Raw genomic sequence first — 22,703 nt, forward strand, 5'->3', positions numbered from 1 at the left:
ACGATTGAACTGTAGTACCTGTGAGCGGGGAGTGGGCCAAAGGTGGCTAGCCTCCCCTTGTTTACTCGCGGCATATGAATGATGGGCGGCAGTGCCGCCCGGTTTGAGGATCCTATGGGCCGAATTTTCTGGCTGCTGTGCACCCTGCTATTTCTCTCTGCCTGCTCATCCTCCCCCAAGCCCAGCGGGAGTGAGGATGACGATCTCGTCAACGGCAAGGACATCCGCGGTTTTGAACACATGATCAGTGCGCTTTCCCATAATGTGAACGAGATATGGGGACGAGAGGCGCTGTTTGCGGGCAAGTTTGACTACGTCAAATACACGGATCAGTACAAGAGCCGGGCCCATATTGACTTCTCCAGCGGCCATATCATGGTCGAGACTGTCTCCGGCATCGACCCGCGCGCTCACCTGCGTCGCGCCATTATCGAGACCCTGCTTACTCCGGACGATCCAGCCGAAGTGGACCTTTACTCCGATCGGGAAATCATGCCCGGTGGCGAGCCTTTCCTCTACGGTCAGGTGCTGGACAATCAGCGCCAGCCTATTCGTTCATCCTGGCGTGCCGAGCGCTACGCCGACTATCTGCTCAACACTGCGATAAAGAAGCGTACACTGGGGATTCGCACCATCTTCTTCGTCGATATTCCCATGGTGGCCAACCACGAAGACAGGCGGGGCTACAAGTATGCCAGCCTGATCCGTGAAGCTTCCCGCAAATACGGGGTCTCTGAAAGCCTGATCTATGCGGTGATCAAGACCGAGAGCAGCTTCAACCCCTATGCGGTGAGCCATGCCAACGCTTATGGCCTGATGCAGGTGATTCCGGCCACTGCTGGTCGTGACGTTTATGTGCGGGTCAAGGGCAAGAACGGCCAGCCAACCCGGGAGGAGCTGTTCAACCCGGCCTACAACATCGATGTCGGTACAGCCTATCTGCACCTGTTGCAGACCGTCTATCTGGCGGATATCGAGGACCCGCGCTCCCGTCGTTATGCGGTGATCTCCGCCTATAACGGCGGTGCTGGCGGGGTGCTCAACACCTTCTCCAGCGATCGCAAGGCGGCCCCCGGCATGATCAACCAGCTCTCCCCCGAGGCGGTCTATCAGGTACTGACCGAACAGCATCCCAAGGCAGAGGCACGGCGCTATCTCTACAAGGTCAATCAGGCCGAGAAGGGGTTCAAGAGAGCCTTTGCCAGTCGGGCCGGTTAAGCGGTGACGCTGGGTTAACCATGCAAAAGGGCGCTTGATATCAAGCGCCCTTTTAACGTCTGGCGAGTTCGTCGTTGAAGTGGCCTTATTTGGCGATAAAGCCGCCCTTGGTCTGCGGGGCCGCGCCCACTTTCTCCAGGGTTTTCACTTCCACTTCAGTCTTGTTCCAGCTGTGGTCCACTTCACCACGGATGCGGATCTGATCATCCGGGCCCACTTCGGTGCCACGCCACACATCCTGATCCACTTCGACCTCCACCTCACCGCTGGCATCGCGGAACAGATAGTTCTCGCCGCCCAGGTGCTTGACCAGTTTCCCTTCCAGGGTGGCCCAGCTGTCATCGGCCAGATCTTTCAGTTGAGCAACGGAAACCTTGTTCTGCTCTTGCGGGCCGGTATAGGCCGCCATGGCAAAAGAGGAGACAGACATCAGGGTCAACAGTCCGATTACGCTTGCGCTTGCCTTGTTCATTTCATACTCCTGTCGTTGGTATGGGGGCATTGTGCCGGGGGGGATGTGAAACAAGCGTGAAAGAAATAGGCTGGTGTGATTGTTTGTTTTGTGAGTGCAAGCGATTTCATCGGTGGCGGAACATGTGTGATTTCATCTGGAACTGTAATCTGTCGCCTTCACCAGAAGTCAGTGGCATCAGACTCTTCCCATGCCTGTCGCCACTCGAGGACAAGTCCGCAGGTCTCACCTGCTTAATCGAAGAGCATAACAATATGAAAAAATGGCTTGTTTGTTTATTGGGGTTAATGGCATTAACCGCGCAAGCGGCAGAGGGACGCCAACCTTTTTCCCGGGTCGTGATGTTTGGTGACAGCCTCTCCGACACCGGCAAGATGTACAAAAAGATGCGGGGGTATCTCCCCTCCAGCCCACCCTACTTCAACGGGCGCTTCAGCAACGGCCCAGTGTGGCTGGAGCAGTTGGGTGACGAGCGTTTTCCCGGTCTGGTCGTGGCCAACGAGGCGGAAGGCGGTGCGACCGCGGTGGCCTATAACCATCTGGGGGCTCTGAATGGCTGGCTCGGTTTCTGGTCCTGGGATCCCAAATATCAGGTGATCAACAATCTCGATTACGAGATCGATCAGTTCCTGAAAAAGGACAAGTTCCGCCCCGATGATCTGGTGGTGATCTGGGTCGGTGCCAACGACTATCTGGCCTATGGCTGGAACACCGAGCGGGATGTGGATCGGGTGATCGATACCATCCGGCTGGCATCCAACCGGTTGGTGCTCAACGGCGCGCAGCAGATCCTGCTGTTCAACATTCCTGATCTGGGGCAGACCCCGTCAGCCCGCAGCATGAAGGTGGTGGAGAAGGTGCGCCATGTGGCCAGCTACCACAACCAGAAGTTGCAGAACCTCACTCGCGAGCTGGCTCCCCTTGACATCGTGAAGCTGTTCGAAGTGGACAAGCAGTTTGACGAGATGATGCGCGATCCTCAGCCGTTCGGGCTGAGTGACACAGAACACGCCTGCTACGGTGGTGGCTATACATGGAAGCCGTTCTCCGGCAGCGCCGCCGTGGTGGCTGCGACCCCGGCTTTGAGTGTCTCCGAAAGAGTGGCTATTGCCGGTAACCCGATCCTGGCGCAGGCGGTGGTGAGCGGGCAGGCAAAAGGGCGAGCAGCGACTCTCAACTGCGATGAGCATATGTTCTGGGATCAGGTGCATCCGACTAAGACGGTGCACAAGGTACTGAGCCAGCGTGTTGCTGACTTTATCGATCAGCACTACGAGTTTGTTCGTCACTGATATCGCTTCGGGCCAGCATGTTGCTGGCCTTTTTCTCATATCTGCCCTCATCTGTGCGTCTTTTTGCGTCACATTCAGTTCAAATAACAAACGTTTGTTGCTGTTTTTGTAACGTGGTTGCGTTAGAGTGTTTTTTGTTAATTGATATCAGTGACTTGAAAATAGGCTAACGTTGATATGCTGCGATCGCTTTTGGGTGGTTGCACCTATAAGACGAGGTGATATCAATCAACCTCCTCCTACATAAAGTTGCAGAGGCTCAAACATGAAAAAATCATTGATTACCTTGCTGGTTACCGGCTTGCTGGCGGCCAATGCCCAGGCTGCCGGTCAAGACAACACCTGGTATGGCGGTGCCAAACTGGGTTGGTCCAACTTCTACGGCATTGATGAAAGCAATGCCCTGACCCTTGGCAATGAGACCAACGATGCCTTGGGTGCAGGCGTGTTTGGCGGTTATCAGATCAACAAGAATCTTGGACTGGAGCTGGGTTACGACTACCTGGGCAAATATAAATACGACGCAGTGAAGAGCGGTGCAGCTTTTAGCGATGAGGTGACTGCACAGCTGGCTCAACTGACCCTGAAACTGGGTTTCCCGGTTACCGATAATCTGGATCTGTATGGTCGTGTCGGTGGCGGTTATGGCTGGGCTGATACCAAGAGCGATGTCTACAAAGATGACAGCCGCTTTGTCATGGTCGGAGCACTGGGGGCCGAGTATGCATTCAACCTCGACTGGGCTGCTCGCCTGGAGTACCAGTACACCACCCCGTATGGCAGCCGCGATGATACCGGTCTGAGAATGGATAACGGCCTGCTCTCGCTGGCTGCGGTTTATCGCTTTGGTCAGGTTGCCCCTGTGGCGCCCGCCCCAGCTCCGGAACCTGCTCCTGCACCTGTGATGGTTGAGAAGCAGTTCACCCTGAGCTCCGATGTGCTGTTTGACTTCAACAAGGCGACTCTCAAGCCAGAGGCCAGTCAGGCACTTGATAGCCTCTATAGTCAGATTGAACAAGCACGACCCAAAGATGGCGTGGCAACCGTAATTGGTCACACCGACCGTATCGGTTCCGATGCCTACAACCAGAAACTCTCCGAGCAGCGTGCCCAGACCGTTGCCAACTATCTGGTTGGTAAAGGGATTCCGGCCGCCAAGATCAATGTGGAAGGGCGTGGTAAATCCTCACCGGTTACCGGCGACAGTTGCGTCAGCAAGTCCAAGCGTGAGCTGATCGTCTGCCTGGCTCCGGATCGCCGTGTTGATGTGAAAGTCGAAGGTGTCAGCGAGGTGCAGGAGTAATCCTTCACACTGAGCTGCTCTTCACTGGGGCTGGAATGAACAGCCCCTGTCGGTGCAAGAGAGACCAAAAAGCCAGTCAGTTGAGCTGACTGGCTTTTTACATTGGCATTGCGGTCGGGCAGGGGACAAATCAGGAAGGGAGCGGCATCACCCGGTTGCGCCCCAGCTCCTTGGCCTTGTAGAGCAGCTTGTCGGTACGTTCGACCAGACAGTCTGCGCTCTCCTGACCGTTGAACTCACCCACGCCAAACGAGGCTGTGATGTGGTCGATGCGGCGGCCCGATTTGCGATCCAGAATCGACATCCGCTCGATGGCGCGGCGCATGCTTTCCGCCATCTGTCTGGCCAGCGCCAGCGAGCGATGGGGGATCAGCATGGCAAACTCTTCCCCACCCAGCCGATAGGCGGTGACCCCCTCCTTGCAGGCATCGCGCAGCCGTTTGCTAAAGGCACGCAGCACCTGATCGCCGAGCAGGTGACCGTACTCGTCGTTGAAATTTTTGAACCGATCGATATCGGCGAGGATCAGTGAAAAGGGGTGCTGACTGCGGATCAACCCCTCCAGCTCCAGATCGAAGGCTCGGCGGTTGAGCAGGTTGGTGAGAGCATCCTCGTTGGCCAGTTTGCGGGTTTCGTTGAGCGCGGCACGCAGCTCCTTGATCTCCTTCTCGGCATTGCTGAGCTGGCTGCGAAAGTGCATGGTGGACATGCGTACATCCCGCGATTCGCGCACCAAGTCTCGTAAGATGCCCATGGTATCTTCCAGGCTCAGCCCCTCATCGTCGATCTTGCTTAACTTGTCGAAGCTCTTGTCGAGCATCTCCTGAAACATACCGGTATCGGAGATGGCATCTTGCATCGAGTGACCCAGTTCATTGGCCATGGCGGCAAGGTTGAGCTTCATCGCCTCCATCTGCTGTTCGTCCTGCGCAGCCAGATATTGGTTATAGAGGCGCTCGCAGGTAGTGAGGGAGCAGGTTCCCTGCAGTTTGATGGCTTGATCGATCGCCTGGTTGAGTTCGGGCATGCTGGCCGAGACATAGTTGTACCAGAGGTGGTAGTTGTCCGGCGTAGTTGGGATTTGGTACTTGATCATCAGGGGAACTGCCTGCTTGAGATAGGCGGCAGATTGGGCAAATGTATCCTTACTCATGAGTTCTATGTCTCATCATGCCAGCGAACTGCACATAGTATGACAGAGAGATTGGCCAAAAGGCAGCCGATGGATGCCATTCGCCCCCCCCTCCGATATAATGGCACCGTTACCACCAATCCTAAGGCCTGCTTATGTCTCAAAAAGATCCTTTCCTCGAACGCGAGGCCGAAAAATACGAAAACCCCATTGCAAGTCGCGAGATGATCCTCGACCTCATCAAGGGCCATGAAAAGCCGATGTCACGGGAAGAGCTGGCAAAGGTCCTCAAGCTGACGGAAGAAGAGCCTCTGGAGGCCCTGCGCCGCCGCCTGCGCGCCATGGAGCGCGATGGTCAGCTGGTCTTTACCCGCAACCAGTGCTACGCCCTGCCGGATCGCCTGAATCTGGTGAAAGGCTATGTACTTGGTCACAAGGATGGCTTCGGTTTCCTGCGTCCGGAAGGTGGTGGTCCGGATCTGTTTCTGAATAACCGAGAGATGCAACGCCTGATGCACGGCGACTATGCGCTGGTGCAACCGACCGAGATCGACCGCAAGGGGCGTCAGGAAGCACGTCTGGTGCGTCTGCTCAAGTCACGCGAAGCGGATATCGTCGGTCGTTACTTCGTCGAAAACGGTGTCGGGTTTGTGGTACCCGACGACAGCCGCATCGGCCAAGACATCATCATCCCGGAAGGGGAGAACAAGGGCGCTCGCCAGAGCCAGGTCGTAGTCGTGCGCATCAATCAGCGCGCCACCGCCCGTTTCAATGCGGTCGGTACCGTCTTGGAAGTGCTGGGCGAAAACATGGCGCCCGGCATGGAGATCGAGATAGCCCTGCGTACCCACGGCATTCCGCACACTTGGCCGGAAGAGGTGATCAAGGAGGTTGCCGGTCTGGGCGAGCAGGTGCCGGAGAAGGCCAAAGAGGGTCGTATAGACCTGCGTGCCCTGCCGCTGGTCACCATCGACGGGGAAGATGCCCGTGACTTCGATGACGCCGTCTTCTGTGAAGCCAAGCGCGGTGGCGGCTGGCGTCTGTGGGTCGCCATTGCCGACGTTTCAGCCTACGTGAAGCCGGGCACGGCGCTGGATGCCGAAGCGTATCAGCGCGGCAACTCCGTCTACTTCCCCGAGTTCGTGGTGCCCATGCTGCCGGAGGTGCTCTCCAACGGCCTCTGCTCGCTCAATCCGCAAGTTGACCGTCTCTGCATGGTGTGCGAGATGACCATCTCCGCCGCTGGCCGCATGTCCGGCTACAAGTTCTACGAAGCGGTGATGAACTCCCATGCCCGACTGACCTACACCAAGGTGGCGGCGATCCTCGACGGGGATCCCAAGCTGCGTCAGCAGTACGAGCCGCTGGTGGGCCATATCGAGGAGCTCAACAACCTCTACAAGGCGCTCAAGCATGCCCGCCATCAGCGCGGTGCTGTGGAGTTCGAGAGTGAAGAGACCCGCTTCATCTTCAACGCCCAGCGCAAGATCGACCGTATCGTGCCGCTGGTGCGCAACGACGCCCACAAGATCATCGAAGAGTGCATGATCCAGGCGAACGTGGCCGCGGCCCGCTACATCGAGAAGAACGAGGCCGCCGCCCTGTTCCGCGTGCACGACCGTCCGGGTGAAGAGCGTCTGACCGGTTTCCGTGACTTCCTGGCCGAACTGGGTCTGGAGCTCAAGGGCGGTCTCGAGCCCGAGCCGAAAGATTTCGCCGAGCTGGCTGCCAAGTTTGAAGGGCGCCCGGATGCGGAGCTGCTCTCCACCATGCTGCTGCGCTCCATGCGTCAGGCCATCTATCAGGCCGACAACATCGGTCACTTCGGCCTGGCCCTGAAGTCCTACGCCCACTTCACCTCGCCGATCCGTCGTTACCCAGACCTGATCCTGCACCGTGCGATCAAGTATCAGACCGCCAAGGAGCAGCAGGCCAACCTGCGCCACAAGTGGACCCCGAGCGGTGGTTACCACTACCAGCTGGAAGAAGTGGATCCAATGGGCGAGCACTGCTCCATGACCGAGCGCCGTGCCGACGATGCCACTCGCGATGTGGCCGACTGGCTCAAGTGCGAGTACATGCTGGATCATGTGGGTGACGAGTTTGACGGCGTTATCGCCAGCGTCACCGGCTTTGGCTTCTTTGTCCGCCTGGCGGAGATCCACATCGACGGTCTGGTGCACGTCAGCACCCTCACCAACGACTACTACCAGTTCGACCCGCTGCACCAGCAGCTGATCGGCGAGAACTTCCGCCGCCGTTACCGTCTGGGCGACAAGGTGCGGGTCAAGGTGATGGGCGTCAATCTGGATGATCGCAAGATCGACTTCGTGATGGTCGAAGAGCCGCTCAAGGCCACCGGCAAGAACGCCAAAGAGATGGCGCGCAAGCAGGCCGAGATCAAGAAAGAGAAGGCCAAGAGTGCCGAGCGCCACGAAAAGCGCAAGGAGAAAGGGGGCAAGGACCACGGTAAACCCGCCAAGGGTGGCCGTGCCAAACCCAGCAACAGACGACCGGGCAAAAAAGCTCACGACAAGGCCAAGAGCACTAAATGAGTACTGAACTGATCTACGGCATTCACGCTGTATCCGCGCTGCTGGAGCGCACCCCGGAGCGTTTCATCGAGGTATGGGCGCTGAAAGGGCGGGATGACGACCGGCTGCAACCCCTGCTGGCCGAGCTGGAGTCCCTCGGCCTCAAGGTGCAGAGCGTGAACCGCAAGACCCTTGATGACAAAGCGGAAGGCAACAATCACCAGGGTATTATGGCCCGGGTGAAAGAGGCGCCGAAGCTGGCCGAGCACGATCTGGCCAGCCTGCTGGACGAGTTGGCGGCACAACAGAGCCAGCCCTTCCTGCTGGTGCTGGATGGCGTGACCGATCCGCACAACCTCGGCGCCTGCCTGCGCAGCGCCGATGCTGCCGGGGCTCATGCTGTCATCGTGCCGCGGGACAAGGCCACGGGTCTCACCCCGATCGTGCGCAAGGTTGCCTGTGGCGCGGCCGAAGTGGTGCCGCTCATTCAGGTCACCAACCTGGCCCGCACCCTGCGCGAATTGCAAGAGCGCGGCGTCTGGATCGTCGGCACCGCTGGCGAGGCCGATCACGACCTCTATCAGGCCAAACTGACCGGCCCGATGGCGCTGGTGATGGGTGCCGAAGGTAAAGGTATGCGTCGCCTGACCCGCGAACATTGCGACGAGCTGGTGAGCATCCCGATGGCAGGGGCGGTATCCAGCCTCAACGTCTCGGTGGCGACCGGCGTCTGCCTGTTTGAAGCCGTGCGTCAGCGTCGCTGTTAATCATGCTGACTGACAGACCCCCCTTCGATTGGGCGCAGGTCGCAGATAGAGAGGAGGCCGCGCGCCTCCTCTCTTTTGCCCGCCCGCTGACCCTCAGCCCGAAAAGCTGCCTCTGGCATGCCGGCGACAGCCCGGATCTGCTGGTCAGGGTGGAGCAGGGGCTGCTGCGGGCCAAGCTGGTGCTGGAGGATGGCCGCGAGTACATCAAGGAGTTCTACTGGGAGGGGGACGAGTTTCTCGACTTCCACCACCTGCTTAGTGGCGAGCCAGCCCGCTACAGCGTGGAGGCGCTGGAACCCTGCCATCTGCAGCTGTTCAGTCTGGCCGACTTGCGCCAGCTGCCCGGCTGGCCGCGCTGGTACCAGCACCTGTTGGAGGTGCAGCTGCGCATCAAGGAGGAGAAGGAGCAGTTGCTGCTGACCGGCAGCCCGCAGGCGCGCTATCAGCACTTTCTCGACAGTTTTCCCACGCTTGATGCCAGAGTGCCCGACCACCAGATCGCCGCCTATCTTGGCATTACTCCCATCAGCCTGAGCCGCATTCGCAAACGGCTGAAAGAACTTAACAAAGGTTAATGCAGGGGGCGGGCGCCACGATTATGCTGGCAGGCCGAACTGATAAGGAGTTGCCGATGAACTGGATCCTGAAACCCTGGTCTGAACTGACCACTGACGAGTTGTATGAGTTGCTGGCGCTGCGGGCCGAGGTGTTCGTGGTGGAGCAGACTTGCCCCTTTCAGGATCTGGACGGGCTCGATCGCCGCGAGGGGGTCTGGCACCTGCTCGGGTATCAGGGTGAGCTGCTGGCGGCCTATGCGCGGATCATGGCGCCCGGCATCGGCGACGAGAGCGGCGCCGCCATCGGCCGGGTGGTGACCTCACCCAAGGCGCGCGGCGGCGGTCTCGGTCACCAGCTGATCGGTGAGGCGGTCAAGGCGTGCGAGGCGCGCTGGCCGACCCACAGCATCTGGTTGGGGGCGCAGGCCCATCTGCAAGGCTTCTACGGCCAGCACGGTTTTGTGGCGGAAGGGGAAGGCTATCTCGAAGATGATATCCCCCATATGGGAATGCGCAGAGTGGCGGCATAACCACTCGTCAGAGTGATTCAGAATGCAGAAGGGCCATCCCGCGGGATGGCCCTTCTCTTGATCGCCAGGCGATCACTTCTTCTTTTTCTTCTTGGCGGACTTCTTCTTGTCGACCGGCTTTTTCTTCTTCACCGGTACCCGCGCTTCCTTGTGTTTCGGGCGCAGCTCGTCGATCACCCGGCGCTTGAGGCGCTCTTCGGTGTAGCGTTCGATCTTGGCGACCATCGCCATGTCGTGGGCTTCTACCAGGCTGATGGCACAGCCACGGTTGCCGGCGCGGCCGGTACGACCGATACGGTGGACGTAAACATCGGCGCCGTAGGGCATGTCGTAGTTGATGACATGGCTGACGTTCGGCAGGTCGATGCCGCGGGCGGCGACGTCGGTGGCGATCAGGAAGGGTACTTCCCCTTCGTGGAACTTGCGGATCGACTCGATACGCTTGCTCTGCTCCATCTCGCCACGGATCCAGGCGCAGGAGATACCTGCCGCCTGCAGCTGGCCGGAGAGCTCCGCCAGACGCTCGCGAGTCTTGACGAAGATAATGGCCTTCTGGGTTTCCGGATCTTTCAGGATGTGGGTCAGCAGCGCCAGCTTGTGGGCGGCGTCATCGGCCAGATGGATCCACTGGGTAATGGGGCGACGTTCGCTGCGGGGAGGTTCGGCATGCAGCTCCACCGGATCCTTGAGGATCTCGTTGGCGAACTTCTCAAGGCCGGCCCCTTCCAGGGTCGCGGAGAAGAGCATGGTGTGCTTGCGGTAGCGCGCCTCTTCCACGATGCGGTTCACATCCTTGATAAAGCCCATATCCAGCATGCGGTCCGCTTCATCCAGCACCAGCACTTCGATGTCGTGGCTCTCGAACTCCTCTTTCTCGATGTATTCGAGCAGACGGCCCGGGGTGGCCACCACGATGTCGGTGGTTTTGGTCAGGGCAGGCAACTGCTCTTCATGGCTGACGCCGCCGATGATAGTCTCGATGCTGAGGTTGGTGTGTGCCGCCAGCGCCTTGGCGTGGGCGGTCACCTGCAGCGCCAGCTCGCGGGTCGGGGTCAGGATCAGCATGCGGCAGGGGCCCGGCTTGCGGCGCGGGAAGTCCAGCAGGTGCTGGAGTGCCGGCAGCAGGAAAGAGGCGGTCTTGCCGGTACCGGTCGGAGCGGATGCCAGAATATCGCGGCCGTCCAGGGCTGGCTCCAGCACCATCTGCTGGATGGTGGTGGGGCGGGTGAATCCCATCTCGGCCAAGGCCCGGTTGAGGGCTGGGTGCAGGTCGAAATCATCAAAGGACTGGCTCATGGCAATACTCGGTCATTAAGGAAACGGCAGATTATAGGCGATTATCTCGTCGGCTCCTATTGGTGAGTGTGTCTTAGCCGCTATAATCGCCCACCATTTTTGCAGATGACGGGGGCCAGATGGGACGTAGTCGCGGATTTACCTTCAAACAGTTCCATATCAATCACGATCGCTGCGCCATGAAGGTGGGCACCGATGGCATTTTGCTCGGTGCCTGGGCGCCGGTCGAACAGGCGCGTCGAGTGCTCGATATCGGCACCGGCAGCGGCCTGATCGCTCTTATGCTGGCCCAGCGCAGCAGATCTGACTGCCGTCTTGATGCGGTCGAACTGGATATTAATGCGGCCAGTCAGGCGCGGGAGAATGCGGCTGCCTCTCCCTGGGGCGATCGGGTGACCATCATAGAGAGTGCCATTCAGGATTATCAGGCCGACCCTTATGATCTTGTCGTCTCCAACCCTCCCTATTTCGTGGCAGGCCAGTCATTTAGCGATCCGGCGCGGGCGTTGGCCCGCCATACCGGCGCCCTCGACAGCCACGCATTACTGGCGGCCTGCAATCGTTTGCTGAGCCCGAACGGGCAGGTAGCGCTGGTGCTGCCGACGGCGATGGCCGATGAAATTTTATGCATTTCGGCGAATTATGATCTGCATGGCATTTGTTATACAGCTGTTATCACCAGAGAGGGTAAAGAGGCAAATCGTGTTTTATTGCTACTTGGCAGAGGATTAAACAGGTGTGAGAGGGGTGAAATTGTTATCCATTCTGCTGATGGGGCCTATTCCGACAGATATATCCAACTGACCAACCCCTTCTATTTGAAGATGTAAATTTCGTCTTGAACTATTTTTTCACGCCATTATGCTGGTTCCAGATCGAGCGCCCGCTCCAGACCAGCTAAAACCACTGGTTGCGATGAAAAAACATGCGGGGCTCTTTTTTTATACCCCCTGAACACACCCGGTCAGCGACCGATAAAAACTATAACAAGCAATAATTTACAAGACAGACGAGGTTGAACTTGACGAAATCACTCACATTGTCCGATGTACTCGGATTAGGGTTTATGACCTTCGCCTTCTATCTGGGCGCCGGTAACATCATTTTCCCGCCGTTGGCCGGTTACATGGCTGGTGAGCACCTCTCCCTGGCGATGTTTGGCTTCCTGGTCACTGCCGTGGGCCTGCCTTTGGTGACCATTCTGGCCGTGGCGAAAGCCGGTAACGGTTGGGCTGGCATGACCAAGCTGCTGCCTGCCGGTGTCGCGACTGCGCTGGCTGTTGCCATCTATATCATCATCGGCCCGGCCTTTGCCGCGCCTCGTACCGGTCTGGTTGCCTACGAGATGGGCCTCAAGCCGTTCATCGGTGATATGGGGCAAGCGGGTCTGGCTGCCTATACCGTGATCTTCTTTGGTGTGGCCATTCTGGTCTCCATGAACCAGGGCAAGCTGATGGACGCCATCGGCAAATACCTGACTCCGGTACTGATGCTGCTGCTGCTGACTCTGGCGATCGGGGTATTTGTTGCGCCGCAAGGCTCCATGCCTGATGCGTCCGGTGACTATCAGAATAGCCCCTTCGTCAAAGGGATCCTGGAAGGCTACAACACCATGGACACCCTGGCGTCCCTGATGTTTGGCGCCCTGATCGTCGATCTGCTGCGCCAGAAAGGCATCAACGATTACAAGAGCCAGTTCAAGTATCTGGCCATTGCCGGCCTTATCTCTGCCGTTGGTCTGAGCGTGGTGTACGTCTCCCTGTTCCAGCTGGGTAACACTGCAGCCGGTGTGGCGACCGATGTCAGCAACGGTGGCGCCATCGTCAACGCCTACGTACTGAGTCTGTTTGGTCAACCGGGTCAGTTCATTCTGGCGGCTATCATCACTCTGGCGTGCTTCACCACTGCCGTCGGTCTGATCTCCGCCTGTTCCGATTTCTTCCACAATCTGACCGGCATGGCTTACAAGAAACTGGTGGTGTTGCTGGGCGTTATCTGTGCCGTGGTGGCCAACGTGGGTCTGAGCCAGTTGATCAGCCTCTCCATTCCGGTGCTGGTTGCCATCTATCCCGTTGCCGTGGCGCTGGTACTGGTCACCTTCCTGAAGGGTTATTTCGGCCGTCCCCGTCTGGTGTTCCGTGGGGTGTTGATGGTTGCCTTCCTGTTTGGTTGCCTGGATGGTCTGGGTGCTGCCGGCATGAAGATGGATGCGTTTGCCTTCCTGCCGCTGTTCGACAAGGGCCTCGCCTGGCTGATGCCGACCCTGCTGGCCTGCGTAGTTGGCATGATGGTGCGTCCGACCGAGATGGCTGCCGAAGCTGCCTGATCACGCCCGATGTGATATTGCCAAGAGCAAGAGCCTGCCCCGTGCAGGCTCTTTTGTTTTCTGTGAGCTTCGTTTCTCGCCTCGCTTTACACTGCCGTAGTTGTCACCGTTCGCAGATAGCATCTGAGCAGCCGTATTTGGCCGCTATAACCTGTTCCCCCCTTCTTACCTCCCATACGCCACGTGTGACACCTGTTTATGGAACGCCGAGTTGTTCGGCGATTAATTCCGCAGCAGTAAATTGTTTCAAGATATTAATTGGTGATTGAGATCGAACTCTTCTTCTTTATGCTAAAGATGGTGCGCCTCATCCGGTCCGAGGGCCGTGTGGGGGCGAGAGGTATTGTTACCGGTTATCTGCCAGGCAGTGGGTGCAATCAATAACAAGCTGATAAGGCAGATGAGGTTGAGTTTGACGAAATCATTGAAGTTGTCCGACGTATTCGGATTGGGGTTTATGACGTTTGCCTTCTATCTGGGGGCTGGCAATATCATTTTTCCGCCGCTGGCCGGTTTTATGGCTGGTGAGCATCTGCTGGCCGCCATGTGCGGCTTTTTGCTGACGGCAGTGGGCTTGCCGCTGATCACCCTGATTGCGGTGGCCAAGGGGAGTTCGGGGGGCGGCGCGAGTGGCTGGACCGGAATGACCCGCTATCTGCCCGCCGGGGTGGCGACGGCGCTGGCCATCGTCATCTATATCATCATGGGGCCCGCCTTTGCCATTCCCCGCACCGGTCTGGTCGCCTACGAGATGGGGCTCAAGCCCTGGCTCGGCGATGTCGGTCATGAGGGGCTGCTGATCTACACCCTGAGTTTCTTTGCGCTGGTGATCCTGGTGGCGCTCGATCGGGGCAAACTGCTCGATGCGATCGGCAAGTATCTGACCCCAGCCCTGATGGCGATGCTGCTTATTCTGGCGGTCGGGGTCTTTATGACGCCGCAGGGCACCATGCCTGATGCCAGCGGTGAGTACATAGATGCAGCCCTGACCAAGGGGATGCTGGAGGGGTACAACACCATGGATACCTTGGCCTCCCTGATGTTTGGCGCCCTGATCATCGGGTTGCTGCGCCAGAAGGGGATTGAGGATTATCGCAGCCAGTTCAAATATCTGACCATTGCGGGCTTGATCTCGGCGGTCGGGTTGTCGGCGGTGTATGTCTCACTCTTTCAGCTGGGCAACAGCGCCGGTGGGGTTGCGAGCGATATCAGCAATGGCGGCGCTATCGTCAATGCCTACGTCCTGAGCCTGTTTGGCCAACCGGGTCAGTTTATTCTGGCTGCCATCATCACCCTGGCCTGTTTTACCAGTGCGGTCGGCCTGCTCTGTGCCGGTGCTGACTACTTCCATGGCCTGACAGGTTGGGCCTATCGCAACTGGGTGATGCTGCTGGGGGCGCTCTGTGCACTGGTGGCCAATGTGGGGTTGAGCGAATTGATCGGCCTCTCCATCCCGGTGCTGGTGGCCATTTATCCGGTCGCCATCGCGCTGGTGCTGCTCACCTTCCTCAAGGGGTGGTTTGCCCATCCACGGCGGGTGTTTCGCGGCGTGCTGGCGGTCGCCTTTCTGTTTGGCTGTCTGGATGGGCCGAGAGCTGCCGGTATGAAGATGGATGCGTTTGCTTTCCTGCCGCTGTTCGACAATGGCCTTGCCTGGCTGATGCCGACCCTGCTGGCTTGCGTGGTAGGGATGGTGGTTCGCCCGCCCGAGAAGCTGGCTGCCGAGGCGGCTTGATTCAGAAACAACGAGATAGCAAAGAGGCCAGCATCTGCTGGCCTCTTCTGTTTCTGCCGAATCCGTTACCGGATCAGATTTGCGGGCCTGACGGCTTGGGTTTACCCTCCAGACCATACCAGTGGGTTTCCACCCGTCCGGCATGCCACTCGAAGGTGCCCCAAGGCTGCTTGGTCTCCCAGCGCGGGAAGTTGATGAGTACCCGGTTATCCTCGTATTTGTAGAGGGAGGTGCTGATCTGAATGTCCGACAGGATCAACAGCAGGGCCCAGCAGATGAAAATCCATTTCAATGCTTTCCACATAGGGTTACTCGAAGCAGATTTCGATGGTGGCGCGACCGAAATCCGATTCGAACGGCATCATGATCTTGGTGCCATCGGCACGGTGGGTGATGGTGTGGTTGGGGCCTGAGACGATGATGGGGGTCGCCATGTCAAACTCGTAGCCCTTCTCACCTAGCATCCGCTTGGCACCGCCGGTCACCATGTTGGTGATTTCACCGACCATGTCGGTCACCTCTTCGTTGATGGAGGCGGGCGCTTCCCCCAGCATACGGCGCATGATCTCCAGCGCCAGCCCCTTCTCGAAGCTGATGGAGAGGGAACCACGGGTCTGCGGGCCGACCATGCCGATCAGGCCGGAGACGTCGCCGCGCGCCAACTCATCCATCTTACGCTTCGGTTTGCCCGGTTTGAGTTCCAGCTGTGCCATGGTCGAGAGCACATTGAGCAGGGATAGCAGGAACGGATTTACAAAATCAGCCTTCATGATGACTTCCTACAGTGGGCGTACAACGGGCACATTGGCCATGTGCCTCTATCGTCTTATTGGTAATAGTAAAACCATGCAAGTGGGCCTGCTCGGAAAACGCGCTATCGATCGCCGTATCGTGAAGCTCGACCACATCCCCGCACTCGTCGCAGATCAACAACTGCATCGGGTGAGCGTGATCGAAGTGGCAGCAGAAGATAAACGCGTTGAGAGATTCCACCTTGTGAGCAAAACCCTGCTCGAGCAAAAAATCGAGTGCCCGATAGACGGTTGGCGGCTTGGCATTGGCTTCGGTTTGTTGCAGCAGGGCTAACAAATCATAGGCGCTGATGGCGTTGCCGTGTGCCGCCAGCAGGCGAAATACCTGACGTCGGGTCGGGGTGAAGCGGATCCCTCGCTGTATACAGAGTCGCTCGGCTCGTTGTAAAAGTTGGTCTTGATTCATGATCGCGCAGATACCCTTTCTATTAGCCGGATACTATCACAGGGCTTCGCATGGCGCGGCGACAAAATTCATTTTCTGGGGCTGCTTCACGTTGTGATAAAATCCGCCCCTTTCTTTAGCCAACCCGGATGATTTTTATGCAGGCGCAGCGTTTTTCCATCGCCCCCATGCTGGATTGGTGAGATTTTTTCTCTAGCCCTTATCAGGCGCGGCCTTCAATTTCCATGGGGCAGATATGGGGCAGGTGGTGGCCAAAACAGCTTTAATCAGGAGTTTTCTCAAGCTTTTCAGCTCTTCTTGTCTACTCTGCGAATATGTCCCAACAACTTTGTTCGTTAAAGACAAAAATCAATATCATCAACAGGTTATGTTTATGTTGGTGACCATTTGATTATACCCACTCGAGATCTTAAGAGCGAATAGGAGGGAACATGGGTAGCAGTATCGCCATGCTGTTCTGCCTATGTGCATTCCTTGGTCTGTTTGCTGTGCAGTCAGGGGCGTCTACCACCTGCATCAGACCACTGACAAAGACCAAAAATAAAAAAAGCCCGCGATTCGCGGGCTGGCCTTTCCAGGAGATTATCTTCGAGCCTCCATCTTCGTGATCGCCGTTAACCTGCGTGTTTCTTTCTCCCTCTGCTGGTCTATATAGTTGGCTAGGTCAGTCAGGTGTACCAGATAGTCGCTCTTTTGGCTGGTTCTGAACGTTGGGATGGGTAGCATCCCTGCATTTGCCCGCTGTCTGGCAGTTTGATACGACAAGCCAAAATATTCATTGCATATATCTTTTAGAAGCACGACTGGTTTCTCGTATTGTGCTAGGAGCATAAAAACGGTTTGCATGCTGTCACCTCACAACAGAGCCGATGGAACTGGGAAAACCGGGAAATCCATTCAATCAACCTCCAGCTCGGTCAAGCCTCTCTTGATACGTTCTGGCCAGATGGCAAAATAGCGGACCGATTTTTTCTCCTGTACGACTTTGAGAGTCAATCTATCTAACTCATTGAATTGCAACCAATCTCTTTTGACTAATCGCAGCATCTGTGAACGGTATTGAGGGCGCAAATTCAGCGCATTTTTCAGCACATCAGGTTTGATTAACCATTGCTGCTCCCCCTGATGTGTTCTGTAGTAACCAACCCCAGAGTTCAACCGGCCTTCCTGGGGCCTTATATGCGGTCCCCAAGCCTGTATGGCTGCCTTCAGCATATAGAACAACCGATAATCCTCGGTATCTAGACCATGGCCACGGTGTTTTAGCCATTGGCTAAAAGCATGGTTGACCGCATCCACGGAGTGATGCTCAGGCCAAGGCAATAGGCTGAAATTGTTTGCCATTATCAGCGCGACCTGGACCAGGGCAAAACGCCGGATCACTCGCATCACTTGTGGACTGACGGAATAGCCAAGGGTGGTCTCCGCGTCTTCTTTCATCAGCTCGCTACGATAATGGAGGAGATCCGAAACTTTTCGTGCTAGCTCCGCCTCCTCATAACTAACCAATCGGCTTACCCATGCAGGGAACAAGGTGCCGTAGTAGCATTTACAACGTCGCTTTAACTCGTCTGACAGCAGGTCTCCCCGTTTGAAGCCGTGGAGTGTATCAAACATGCCATATTGGCCTGTTATCGGGATCTCAATCACTCGGCTCAGCTGTCCTGCCAATGGTTCTTTACCTAGTTGTGCCAAGTGTTCAGCCAGCGTTACCTCCCCGTTTGACAGGGCAATGGTTCGCCAAGATTCGCCTATGGCTAACTGGCCCGTTTCGTTGGATCTCAGCTTGGGTCTACCATTACAAATTGAGTAGACAGCTACATCCGCATCTTCAGCTTTGGCCAGAGATAATTCATCCAGAAAAAGCGGGACATCGTGGTGTAGTGCTGCGGCCGCAGCTAGGCCATTGGCTGTGCTCAACCAAGTTCGCATGAGTGGCTCATCGCCTAAGACTGAAGTCGCTACCTTCATTGCTGTGGATTTACCAGTGCCCGAGTCGCCATAGAGATGGAAGATCACGTTTTCGACGCCTGAGCTACTGAGCAGAGGCGCACTCAGAGCGACTCCACAGCAAAAAATCAGCAGCGGATTACCAATGCAGACTTTGCCAATCTCTTCCTGCCACTGTTCCAGCGTGCCAGATGACCTCAGCTCCATATCCAGTCCCTTGCGCAGAAGGTACAGCTTTTCATTATTTCTGGGGGCCCCCCAGCTTGGAGTGACAAAACCTTCTCGGTGCCACCCAGTTCGTTCAGCACAGGTCGCAGGTTCAGCACGTTGGATCTCACTGAGTAGATAGCGCTGGATACGTGGCCATGCGTGGGGGCTAAGTTCCAGTGGATAGCCAGAATCGATTAGCATTTCCCGAACCTGCCTGCTGTTATCACCCTGAAGATGCTTAACTAAGACGATATCTTGTAAGTACACCCCATCCAGATTTTTCCACTCAAGCAGGACGCCATAGCTACGCTTCTGATCCGCCGCGCGGGTTCGGACTCGCACCTTGATGTGCCCTCCAATCTTTACCCAACGTTCGGATTCCCTGCATTCCAGTGCATCTGGCAGTAATCGAAACTCCATAAGCACCTCCCTCAAATGTTATTTAGATATTGCTGAATGTCAGACAGCTTGAATCTAATTGAACGTCCGGTGGGGCCTAACCTGATGGGGACTGGTAAGATTCCTGCTTTTACAAGGCGCCGAACTGTCGACTGTGAAAGGGAAGTCAGTTCAACAACTTCAGCCATCGTTAACAATGTTCTCTTTTGTGTTTCAGCCATACATCCTCCGGTTTTTTCATGTGTTGGCAGGAGCATTCTGAATGTTGTAGGTAGAAAACATCGTCGCTGAAACTGCCCTTTTAGGACAAAATGAAAAAATAAAATTCATTTATAAAACAATTTAATGGAGCCTTTAGCTCATGAGCTGGTTTTACAGGTCCATTTACTGTTTATTAGCGTATTGTTTTTTGATGCGCTAATAGAGTGAGACTTTCACATGTGAAAGCTCTTGCTCTTTCTTGACTCTTCACCAGAAGTAGTAATTTTTGATAACGATGCCAGATTTTGGGCGTGGTGGCAGTGTATCCTTTGTTTTGTAAACCCATATCACCAATATTGAAAACAACATTGATAATGCGACCTGCCAGTATAAAAACAGTGATGGGAAAAAGAGGAATATCAACAAATAAAAGCGGATAGGATGTCCAACCATAAAGGACAAGAGGGGCCAGCCCCACAGTGTGACAGGGTAACAAACCAGCAGCCAGCCGAACTTGGTGTCCTGAATCGCCATCAATCCTATGGTGACGATCAACATCATAAATATGTTTTTCACATGGCGCATGCTGAATTCCTCTGTTCACCTATTGCTAATAGGTTAACACGAGGCAGAAAAATGCAACTCTTCAGTCATGCTGGCTTGGGTTTTTCGTCGAGTGCTGTTTCCGGTAGCTGTACAGCGACCAGATAAATACCAAGGTAAAAAAAACCAGCAGTAGTGCCATACCATATAAGAAGCCTTCGGTCATTGCCTAACCCTCAAACAGTACATATCAGAAAGGATGTCTCACGATGGGGAATTTCTCAATAACCACATGAAAAATATTGAAAATTGTTCTATATGTACAAACTTGATGCCTGACTTGTGAAATGCATGAGAGGTGTGAGCGAAGGCCTCTCTATGACCAAAGTAAGGTTATGGAAACTTCCCACCAAGTCCTGAACAAACCCCAGCCAGCTCCTTTCCACATAACTATCTATCTGGAATCTTGCTGCATGAATTCCACAATTGTGGAAGGTCTCTACCGAGCTCTGCGCGGAATTAGTTTGTATGGAGATGCTATTCACCTGACAGTTGCCCACAAAAGGGAGTGGTCATATGGCTTCAAACCGGTATCCCTACCCGCAGACCGCAGACCGCAGACCGCAGACCGCAGACCGCAGACCGCAGAGCAACGGCTTTATCGAACGGCTGCATCGCACATTGCTGGATGAACACTTCCGTATCAAGGGGAGGGCGACCTGGTATGAGTCGGTAGAACAGATGCAGACAGACCTGGATAGCTACCTGGAGCACTACAACACTCAGCGGCCACATCAAGGCGGGATGATGGAGGGTCAAACCCCCTACAATATGTTCAAGAAGGGTCTGAAATTGATACCGAAGGAAGTGCGCACTAAAGTAGCGCAAACAAGACACCGGTTTGAGGCCGGTGTCAGGTGATAACTAGATCTGTACAAATGGTGCTTGCACCATCGACATCAGAATCTCTGTATTCTGTATTAATAAACCCATGCGTTTCCCACAACACGAACCGCCTCACTATCGGCCACCCAAGATTGCCCTGTAAGCTCCTGAGCCAAATTCTTGAGTAAGTCATTGACCTCCGCACGTAGCAGTTTCAGCGACTCGAATTTTTCCTCAGAATCGATAATCTTCCGAATTCCGTCCGGCGTAATCAGGCCCATTGTCCATTGCTTATTGTCGATCATTCGATCCAGCTGCTGCCTTGTTGCGGCAATCAATGCCAACTCCTGGTAGAAAGAGAAGCTAATCGGTTGCTCCTCAAAGTGATAGACGAGTCCAGCGATCTCGTAGCTATTCACGGAGATGGACGACGGGTTATCACAGTCCGCTTTCAAATTTTTGAGCATACGGACAATCTTTTTAATGCAACCAAGACAGCGTTGGTCTTTCTCATTCACTTTGTCGATGTGGAGGAAAGGTCTGTTGCAGAATGTCGTATTGCTATTCTTTTGGAATATGTAGACTTCCCGATCTTTTTTATTTTGGCTCGATTGGTATGTTGCCGAGTCATGCCAGTGGGAAGGTACAACGTCTACCTTCCGCTTCAGGCTACCACCAGAAAGCCCAATTGCTTTGTCACCAGTGATATCCACTTCTGCTCCCCAAAATGCGGCTTTCAACTCAACTTCCAACTCGTTGCGAAGAGACGCAAGCTGTTCAATCCCGCTAGGCCCGACCCAAGGGTAGTAGGTTGACGCTTTAGTGCCGGTGCTATCGTAGGTCAGATAATCGTTCAGCAGGACCAGTATATCTATATCGCTTACTCCTCGAATGTGTACATTCAGCGGAACGGATCCTTGATAATCAAAAACAACATTTGTATTGATACGATTTATGATCTGATTTTTGACACGCTCTCCCTCAGCGATCGAGTTTTTGGTGTATACGGGATCGACTTCCTGCATGATGCCGAGTGCATACTTTGACCACTCTCCAGTCGAGCGGGATTCGAATTTTTCCAGGCCAGCGACACTTTCATATAGGCTATCCATGGTCATGGTTTTACCTTGTCGCCGCGCCTTGAGATCCGACAGCCTTCTACTTACGTCCTTACTCATCCTTTTCTCCTGATGAATTTCATCGATCCTACCGTTCCGCGGCTCTTCGCTGTGAAGTACTCGCCTTCTGCAGTTTCCAACCCTTTGGAAATCCTCATCTCCGCATAGCCCTTATGGGCGTTGAGATCCAGATTGCCAACCTTTGGTTGGTTCGTGTAGCTATACATAAGCATCCAGCAGCCATCGACCTCTGGAATAAGTGCAACTGAGATGCTGTGGGATGTAGATGACTTCGTCTCAAGCCGAACCCGGATTTTTTCCCAGGTCTGTGAAATGAGAAGTTCTCCTTGCCAATAGTGAGCAACGCTTCCATCGTCAGCATAAGTCTTCCCCTCACAGGTCCATGTACCAGCAATATAAGGTATCTGAGACAAGTAGCTTAGGGGACGCCAGGCAAATTTATTGAAACACCAGTGTATGCCGGTATAGATAACCCCGGCGGTAAGCGGAATGACTAGGAAATACTTCCCCCACTCTGGTAATCCAATTTTTGCCAACCCTTCCGAGAGCCCTATTCCCACAGCAGGTAGGAGTGACACTATCAAGCTCGCCAGCATTCCTAGCCAGCGGCCAATCGTGCTCCTGCTATGACCAATGATTGAATATTCGTGCTCTTGCAAATGTTATCCCTCGAGGCCAATCCAAGCGTGAAGGCAGCTCAGCTGAACTCTCCAACACGAGAAAGAAATAAGAGTTAGTCACAGCACTGCTGTCACGTTTTCGAGGCAGCCTTTGAAGACTGCGCTTCAGGGAAGGACAAGCTACCGTGCTGAGACTCGATGGCGTATTATGCGGTAAAATTGGTCTCCACAACAGAGCAGTATTTTTCTCCGCTTGAGTGGACAGGTTTTTTAAATTCTTTCTGTCTGTATTGCATCTGTGGCGACGTCAGTTTGAAAGAACATCGTATCCAGCGGCCGCTCCCTACGAGAATGCTATTACGTCAAGGTGATTAGT

22 protein-coding genes and 1 pseudogene are annotated in these 22,703 nt (G+C 55.3%); 11 read left to right on the plus strand and 12 right to left on the minus strand.

What is annotated here, in order from left to right; translation table 11 throughout:
- Window positions 1-114: 114 nt before the first annotated feature.
- On the plus strand, window positions 115-1,218 hold the full coding sequence (mltC, locus tag G5367_RS11585) for a membrane-bound lytic murein transglycosylase MltC (protein ID WP_421244392.1): 1,104 nt from the start codon (window positions 115-117) through the stop codon (window positions 1,216-1,218).
- A gap of 85 nt (window positions 1,219-1,303) precedes the next feature.
- On the opposite strand, the gene G5367_RS11590 is transcribed toward mltC, so the two are convergent.
- The gene (locus G5367_RS11590) at window positions 1,304-1,690 is read right to left on the minus strand and encodes a YgiW/YdeI family stress tolerance OB fold protein (RefSeq protein WP_005335826.1); all 387 of its coding nucleotides are present in this window, start codon (window positions 1,688-1,690) and stop codon (window positions 1,304-1,306) included.
- A 254-nt stretch (window positions 1,691-1,944) separates the two neighbouring features.
- Here G5367_RS11590 and G5367_RS11595 point away from each other — a divergent pair, with 254 nt between their 5' ends.
- Window positions 1,945-2,982, plus strand: coding sequence for an SGNH/GDSL hydrolase family protein (locus G5367_RS11595; RefSeq protein WP_421244391.1), 1,038 nt, complete (start codon window positions 1,945-1,947; stop codon window positions 2,980-2,982).
- Window positions 2,983-3,247: 265 nt separating this feature from the next.
- The gene (gene ompA, locus G5367_RS11600; protein WP_216979514.1) at window positions 3,248-4,285 is read left to right on the plus strand and encodes a porin OmpA; all 1,038 of its coding nucleotides are present in this window, start codon (window positions 3,248-3,250) and stop codon (window positions 4,283-4,285) included.
- Window positions 4,286-4,415: 130 nt separating this feature from the next.
- Here the strand turns inward: ompA and G5367_RS11605 are convergent, their stop codons facing one another.
- Entirely contained in the window at window positions 4,416-5,438 is a 1,023-nt protein-coding gene (locus G5367_RS11605; RefSeq protein WP_421244390.1) for a GGDEF domain-containing protein, read from the minus strand.
- Between the two features lie 134 nt (window positions 5,439-5,572).
- Here G5367_RS11605 and rnr point away from each other — a divergent pair, with 134 nt between their 5' ends.
- Genes rnr through G5367_RS11625 form a run of 4 tightly spaced genes read left to right on the plus strand, consistent with a single transcriptional unit; the run spans window position 5,573 to window position 9,805 of the window.
- Complete coding sequence (gene rnr / locus G5367_RS11610) at window positions 5,573-7,972, plus strand: ribonuclease R (protein WP_421244389.1); 2,400 nt, start codon at window positions 5,573-5,575, stop codon at window positions 7,970-7,972.
- Window positions 7,969-8,718, plus strand: a complete 750-nt coding sequence (rlmB, locus tag G5367_RS11615; protein ID WP_005343163.1) for a 23S rRNA (guanosine(2251)-2'-O)-methyltransferase RlmB — start codon at window positions 7,969-7,971, stop codon at window positions 8,716-8,718. The genes rnr and rlmB overlap by 4 nt, the downstream gene beginning before the upstream one ends.
- 2 nt (window positions 8,719-8,720) lie before the next feature.
- A complete protein-coding gene (locus tag G5367_RS11620; protein ID WP_421244388.1) occupies window positions 8,721-9,293 on the plus strand; it encodes a Crp/Fnr family transcriptional regulator in 573 nt (190 codons plus the stop codon).
- A gap of 56 nt (window positions 9,294-9,349) precedes the next feature.
- Window positions 9,350-9,805, plus strand: coding sequence for a GNAT family N-acetyltransferase (locus G5367_RS11625; RefSeq protein ID WP_139410102.1), 456 nt, complete (start codon window positions 9,350-9,352; stop codon window positions 9,803-9,805).
- 72 nt (window positions 9,806-9,877) lie between these two features.
- Here G5367_RS11625 and srmB read toward each other — a convergent pair whose 3' ends face one another.
- Window positions 9,878-11,101, minus strand: a complete 1,224-nt coding sequence (srmB, locus tag G5367_RS11630; RefSeq protein WP_005335816.1) for an ATP-dependent RNA helicase SrmB — start codon at window positions 11,099-11,101, stop codon at window positions 9,878-9,880.
- Window positions 11,102-11,220: 119 nt separating this feature from the next.
- On the opposite strand from srmB, the gene G5367_RS11635 reads away from it, so the two are divergent.
- The 3 genes from G5367_RS11635 (at window position 11,221) to brnQ (G5367_RS11645) (ending at window position 15,162) form a co-directional block, all read left to right on the plus strand.
- A complete protein-coding gene (locus G5367_RS11635) occupies window positions 11,221-11,931 on the plus strand; it encodes a tRNA1(Val) (adenine(37)-N6)-methyltransferase (protein WP_270905670.1) in 711 nt (236 codons plus the stop codon).
- Between the two features lie 191 nt (window positions 11,932-12,122).
- Window positions 12,123-13,427 carry a branched-chain amino acid transport system II carrier protein gene (gene brnQ, locus G5367_RS11640; RefSeq protein WP_157161477.1) on the plus strand — a complete coding sequence of 435 codons (1,305 nt, stop codon included), beginning with the start codon at window positions 12,123-12,125 and terminating at the stop codon, window positions 13,425-13,427.
- A 457-nt stretch (window positions 13,428-13,884) separates the two neighbouring features.
- Window positions 13,885-15,162 (plus strand): branched-chain amino acid transport system II carrier protein, encoded by a 1,278-nt coding sequence (gene brnQ / locus G5367_RS11645; protein ID WP_421244435.1) that lies wholly within the window; start codon window positions 13,885-13,887, stop codon window positions 15,160-15,162.
- 73 nt (window positions 15,163-15,235) lie between these two features.
- Here the strand turns inward: brnQ (G5367_RS11645) and G5367_RS11650 are convergent, their stop codons facing one another.
- The 7 genes from G5367_RS11650 to G5367_RS11680 form a co-directional block, all read right to left on the minus strand.
- On the minus strand, window positions 15,236-15,466 hold the full coding sequence (locus G5367_RS11650) for a hypothetical protein (RefSeq protein ID WP_157161479.1): 231 nt from the start codon (window positions 15,464-15,466) through the stop codon (window positions 15,236-15,238).
- 4 nt (window positions 15,467-15,470) lie between these two features.
- Window positions 15,471-15,932 carry a chemotaxis protein CheX gene (locus G5367_RS11655; RefSeq protein WP_005343179.1) on the minus strand — a complete coding sequence of 154 codons (462 nt, stop codon included), beginning with the start codon at window positions 15,930-15,932 and terminating at the stop codon, window positions 15,471-15,473.
- Entirely contained in the window at window positions 15,922-16,380 is a 459-nt protein-coding gene (gene zur / locus G5367_RS11660) for a zinc uptake transcriptional repressor Zur (RefSeq protein WP_157161480.1), read from the minus strand. The genes G5367_RS11655 and zur overlap by 11 nt, the downstream gene beginning before the upstream one ends.
- A gap of 582 nt (window positions 16,381-16,962) precedes the next feature.
- Window positions 16,963-17,226: a pyocin activator PrtN family protein gene (locus tag G5367_RS11665; protein WP_159157671.1), complete on the minus strand. Its 264-nt coding sequence runs from the start codon at window positions 17,224-17,226 to the stop codon at window positions 16,963-16,965.
- Between the two features lie 51 nt (window positions 17,227-17,277).
- A complete protein-coding gene (locus G5367_RS11670) occupies window positions 17,278-18,960 on the minus strand; it encodes a DUF927 domain-containing protein (RefSeq protein WP_421294366.1) in 1,683 nt (560 codons plus the stop codon).
- An 11-nt stretch (window positions 18,961-18,971) separates the two neighbouring features.
- The gene (locus G5367_RS11675; RefSeq protein ID WP_421205363.1) at window positions 18,972-19,196 is read right to left on the minus strand and encodes a helix-turn-helix transcriptional regulator; all 225 of its coding nucleotides are present in this window, start codon (window positions 19,194-19,196) and stop codon (window positions 18,972-18,974) included.
- Window positions 19,197-19,333: 137 nt separating this feature from the next.
- Complete coding sequence (locus G5367_RS11680; protein WP_203470779.1) at window positions 19,334-19,744, minus strand: hypothetical protein; 411 nt, start codon at window positions 19,742-19,744, stop codon at window positions 19,334-19,336.
- A gap of 566 nt (window positions 19,745-20,310) precedes the next feature.
- Here G5367_RS11680 and G5367_RS11685 point away from each other — a divergent pair.
- Window positions 20,311-20,604, plus strand: a pseudogene (locus tag G5367_RS11685) (integrase core domain-containing protein); the annotation flags it as partial.
- 59 nt (window positions 20,605-20,663) lie between these two features.
- Here G5367_RS11685 and G5367_RS11690 read toward each other — a convergent pair.
- Window positions 20,664-21,746, minus strand: a complete 1,083-nt coding sequence (locus G5367_RS11690) for a hypothetical protein (protein ID WP_421287856.1) — start codon at window positions 21,744-21,746, stop codon at window positions 20,664-20,666.
- Window positions 21,743-22,366, minus strand: a complete 624-nt coding sequence (locus G5367_RS11695) for a hypothetical protein (protein ID WP_203470777.1) — start codon at window positions 22,364-22,366, stop codon at window positions 21,743-21,745. The genes G5367_RS11690 and G5367_RS11695 overlap by 4 nt, the downstream gene beginning before the upstream one ends.
- Window positions 22,367-22,703: the final 337 nt, after the last annotated feature.

The organism is Aeromonas sp. 604282, from assembly GCF_049170575.1.
GTDB classification, from domain to species: Bacteria; Pseudomonadota; Gammaproteobacteria; order Enterobacterales; family Aeromonadaceae; genus Aeromonas; species Aeromonas veronii_A.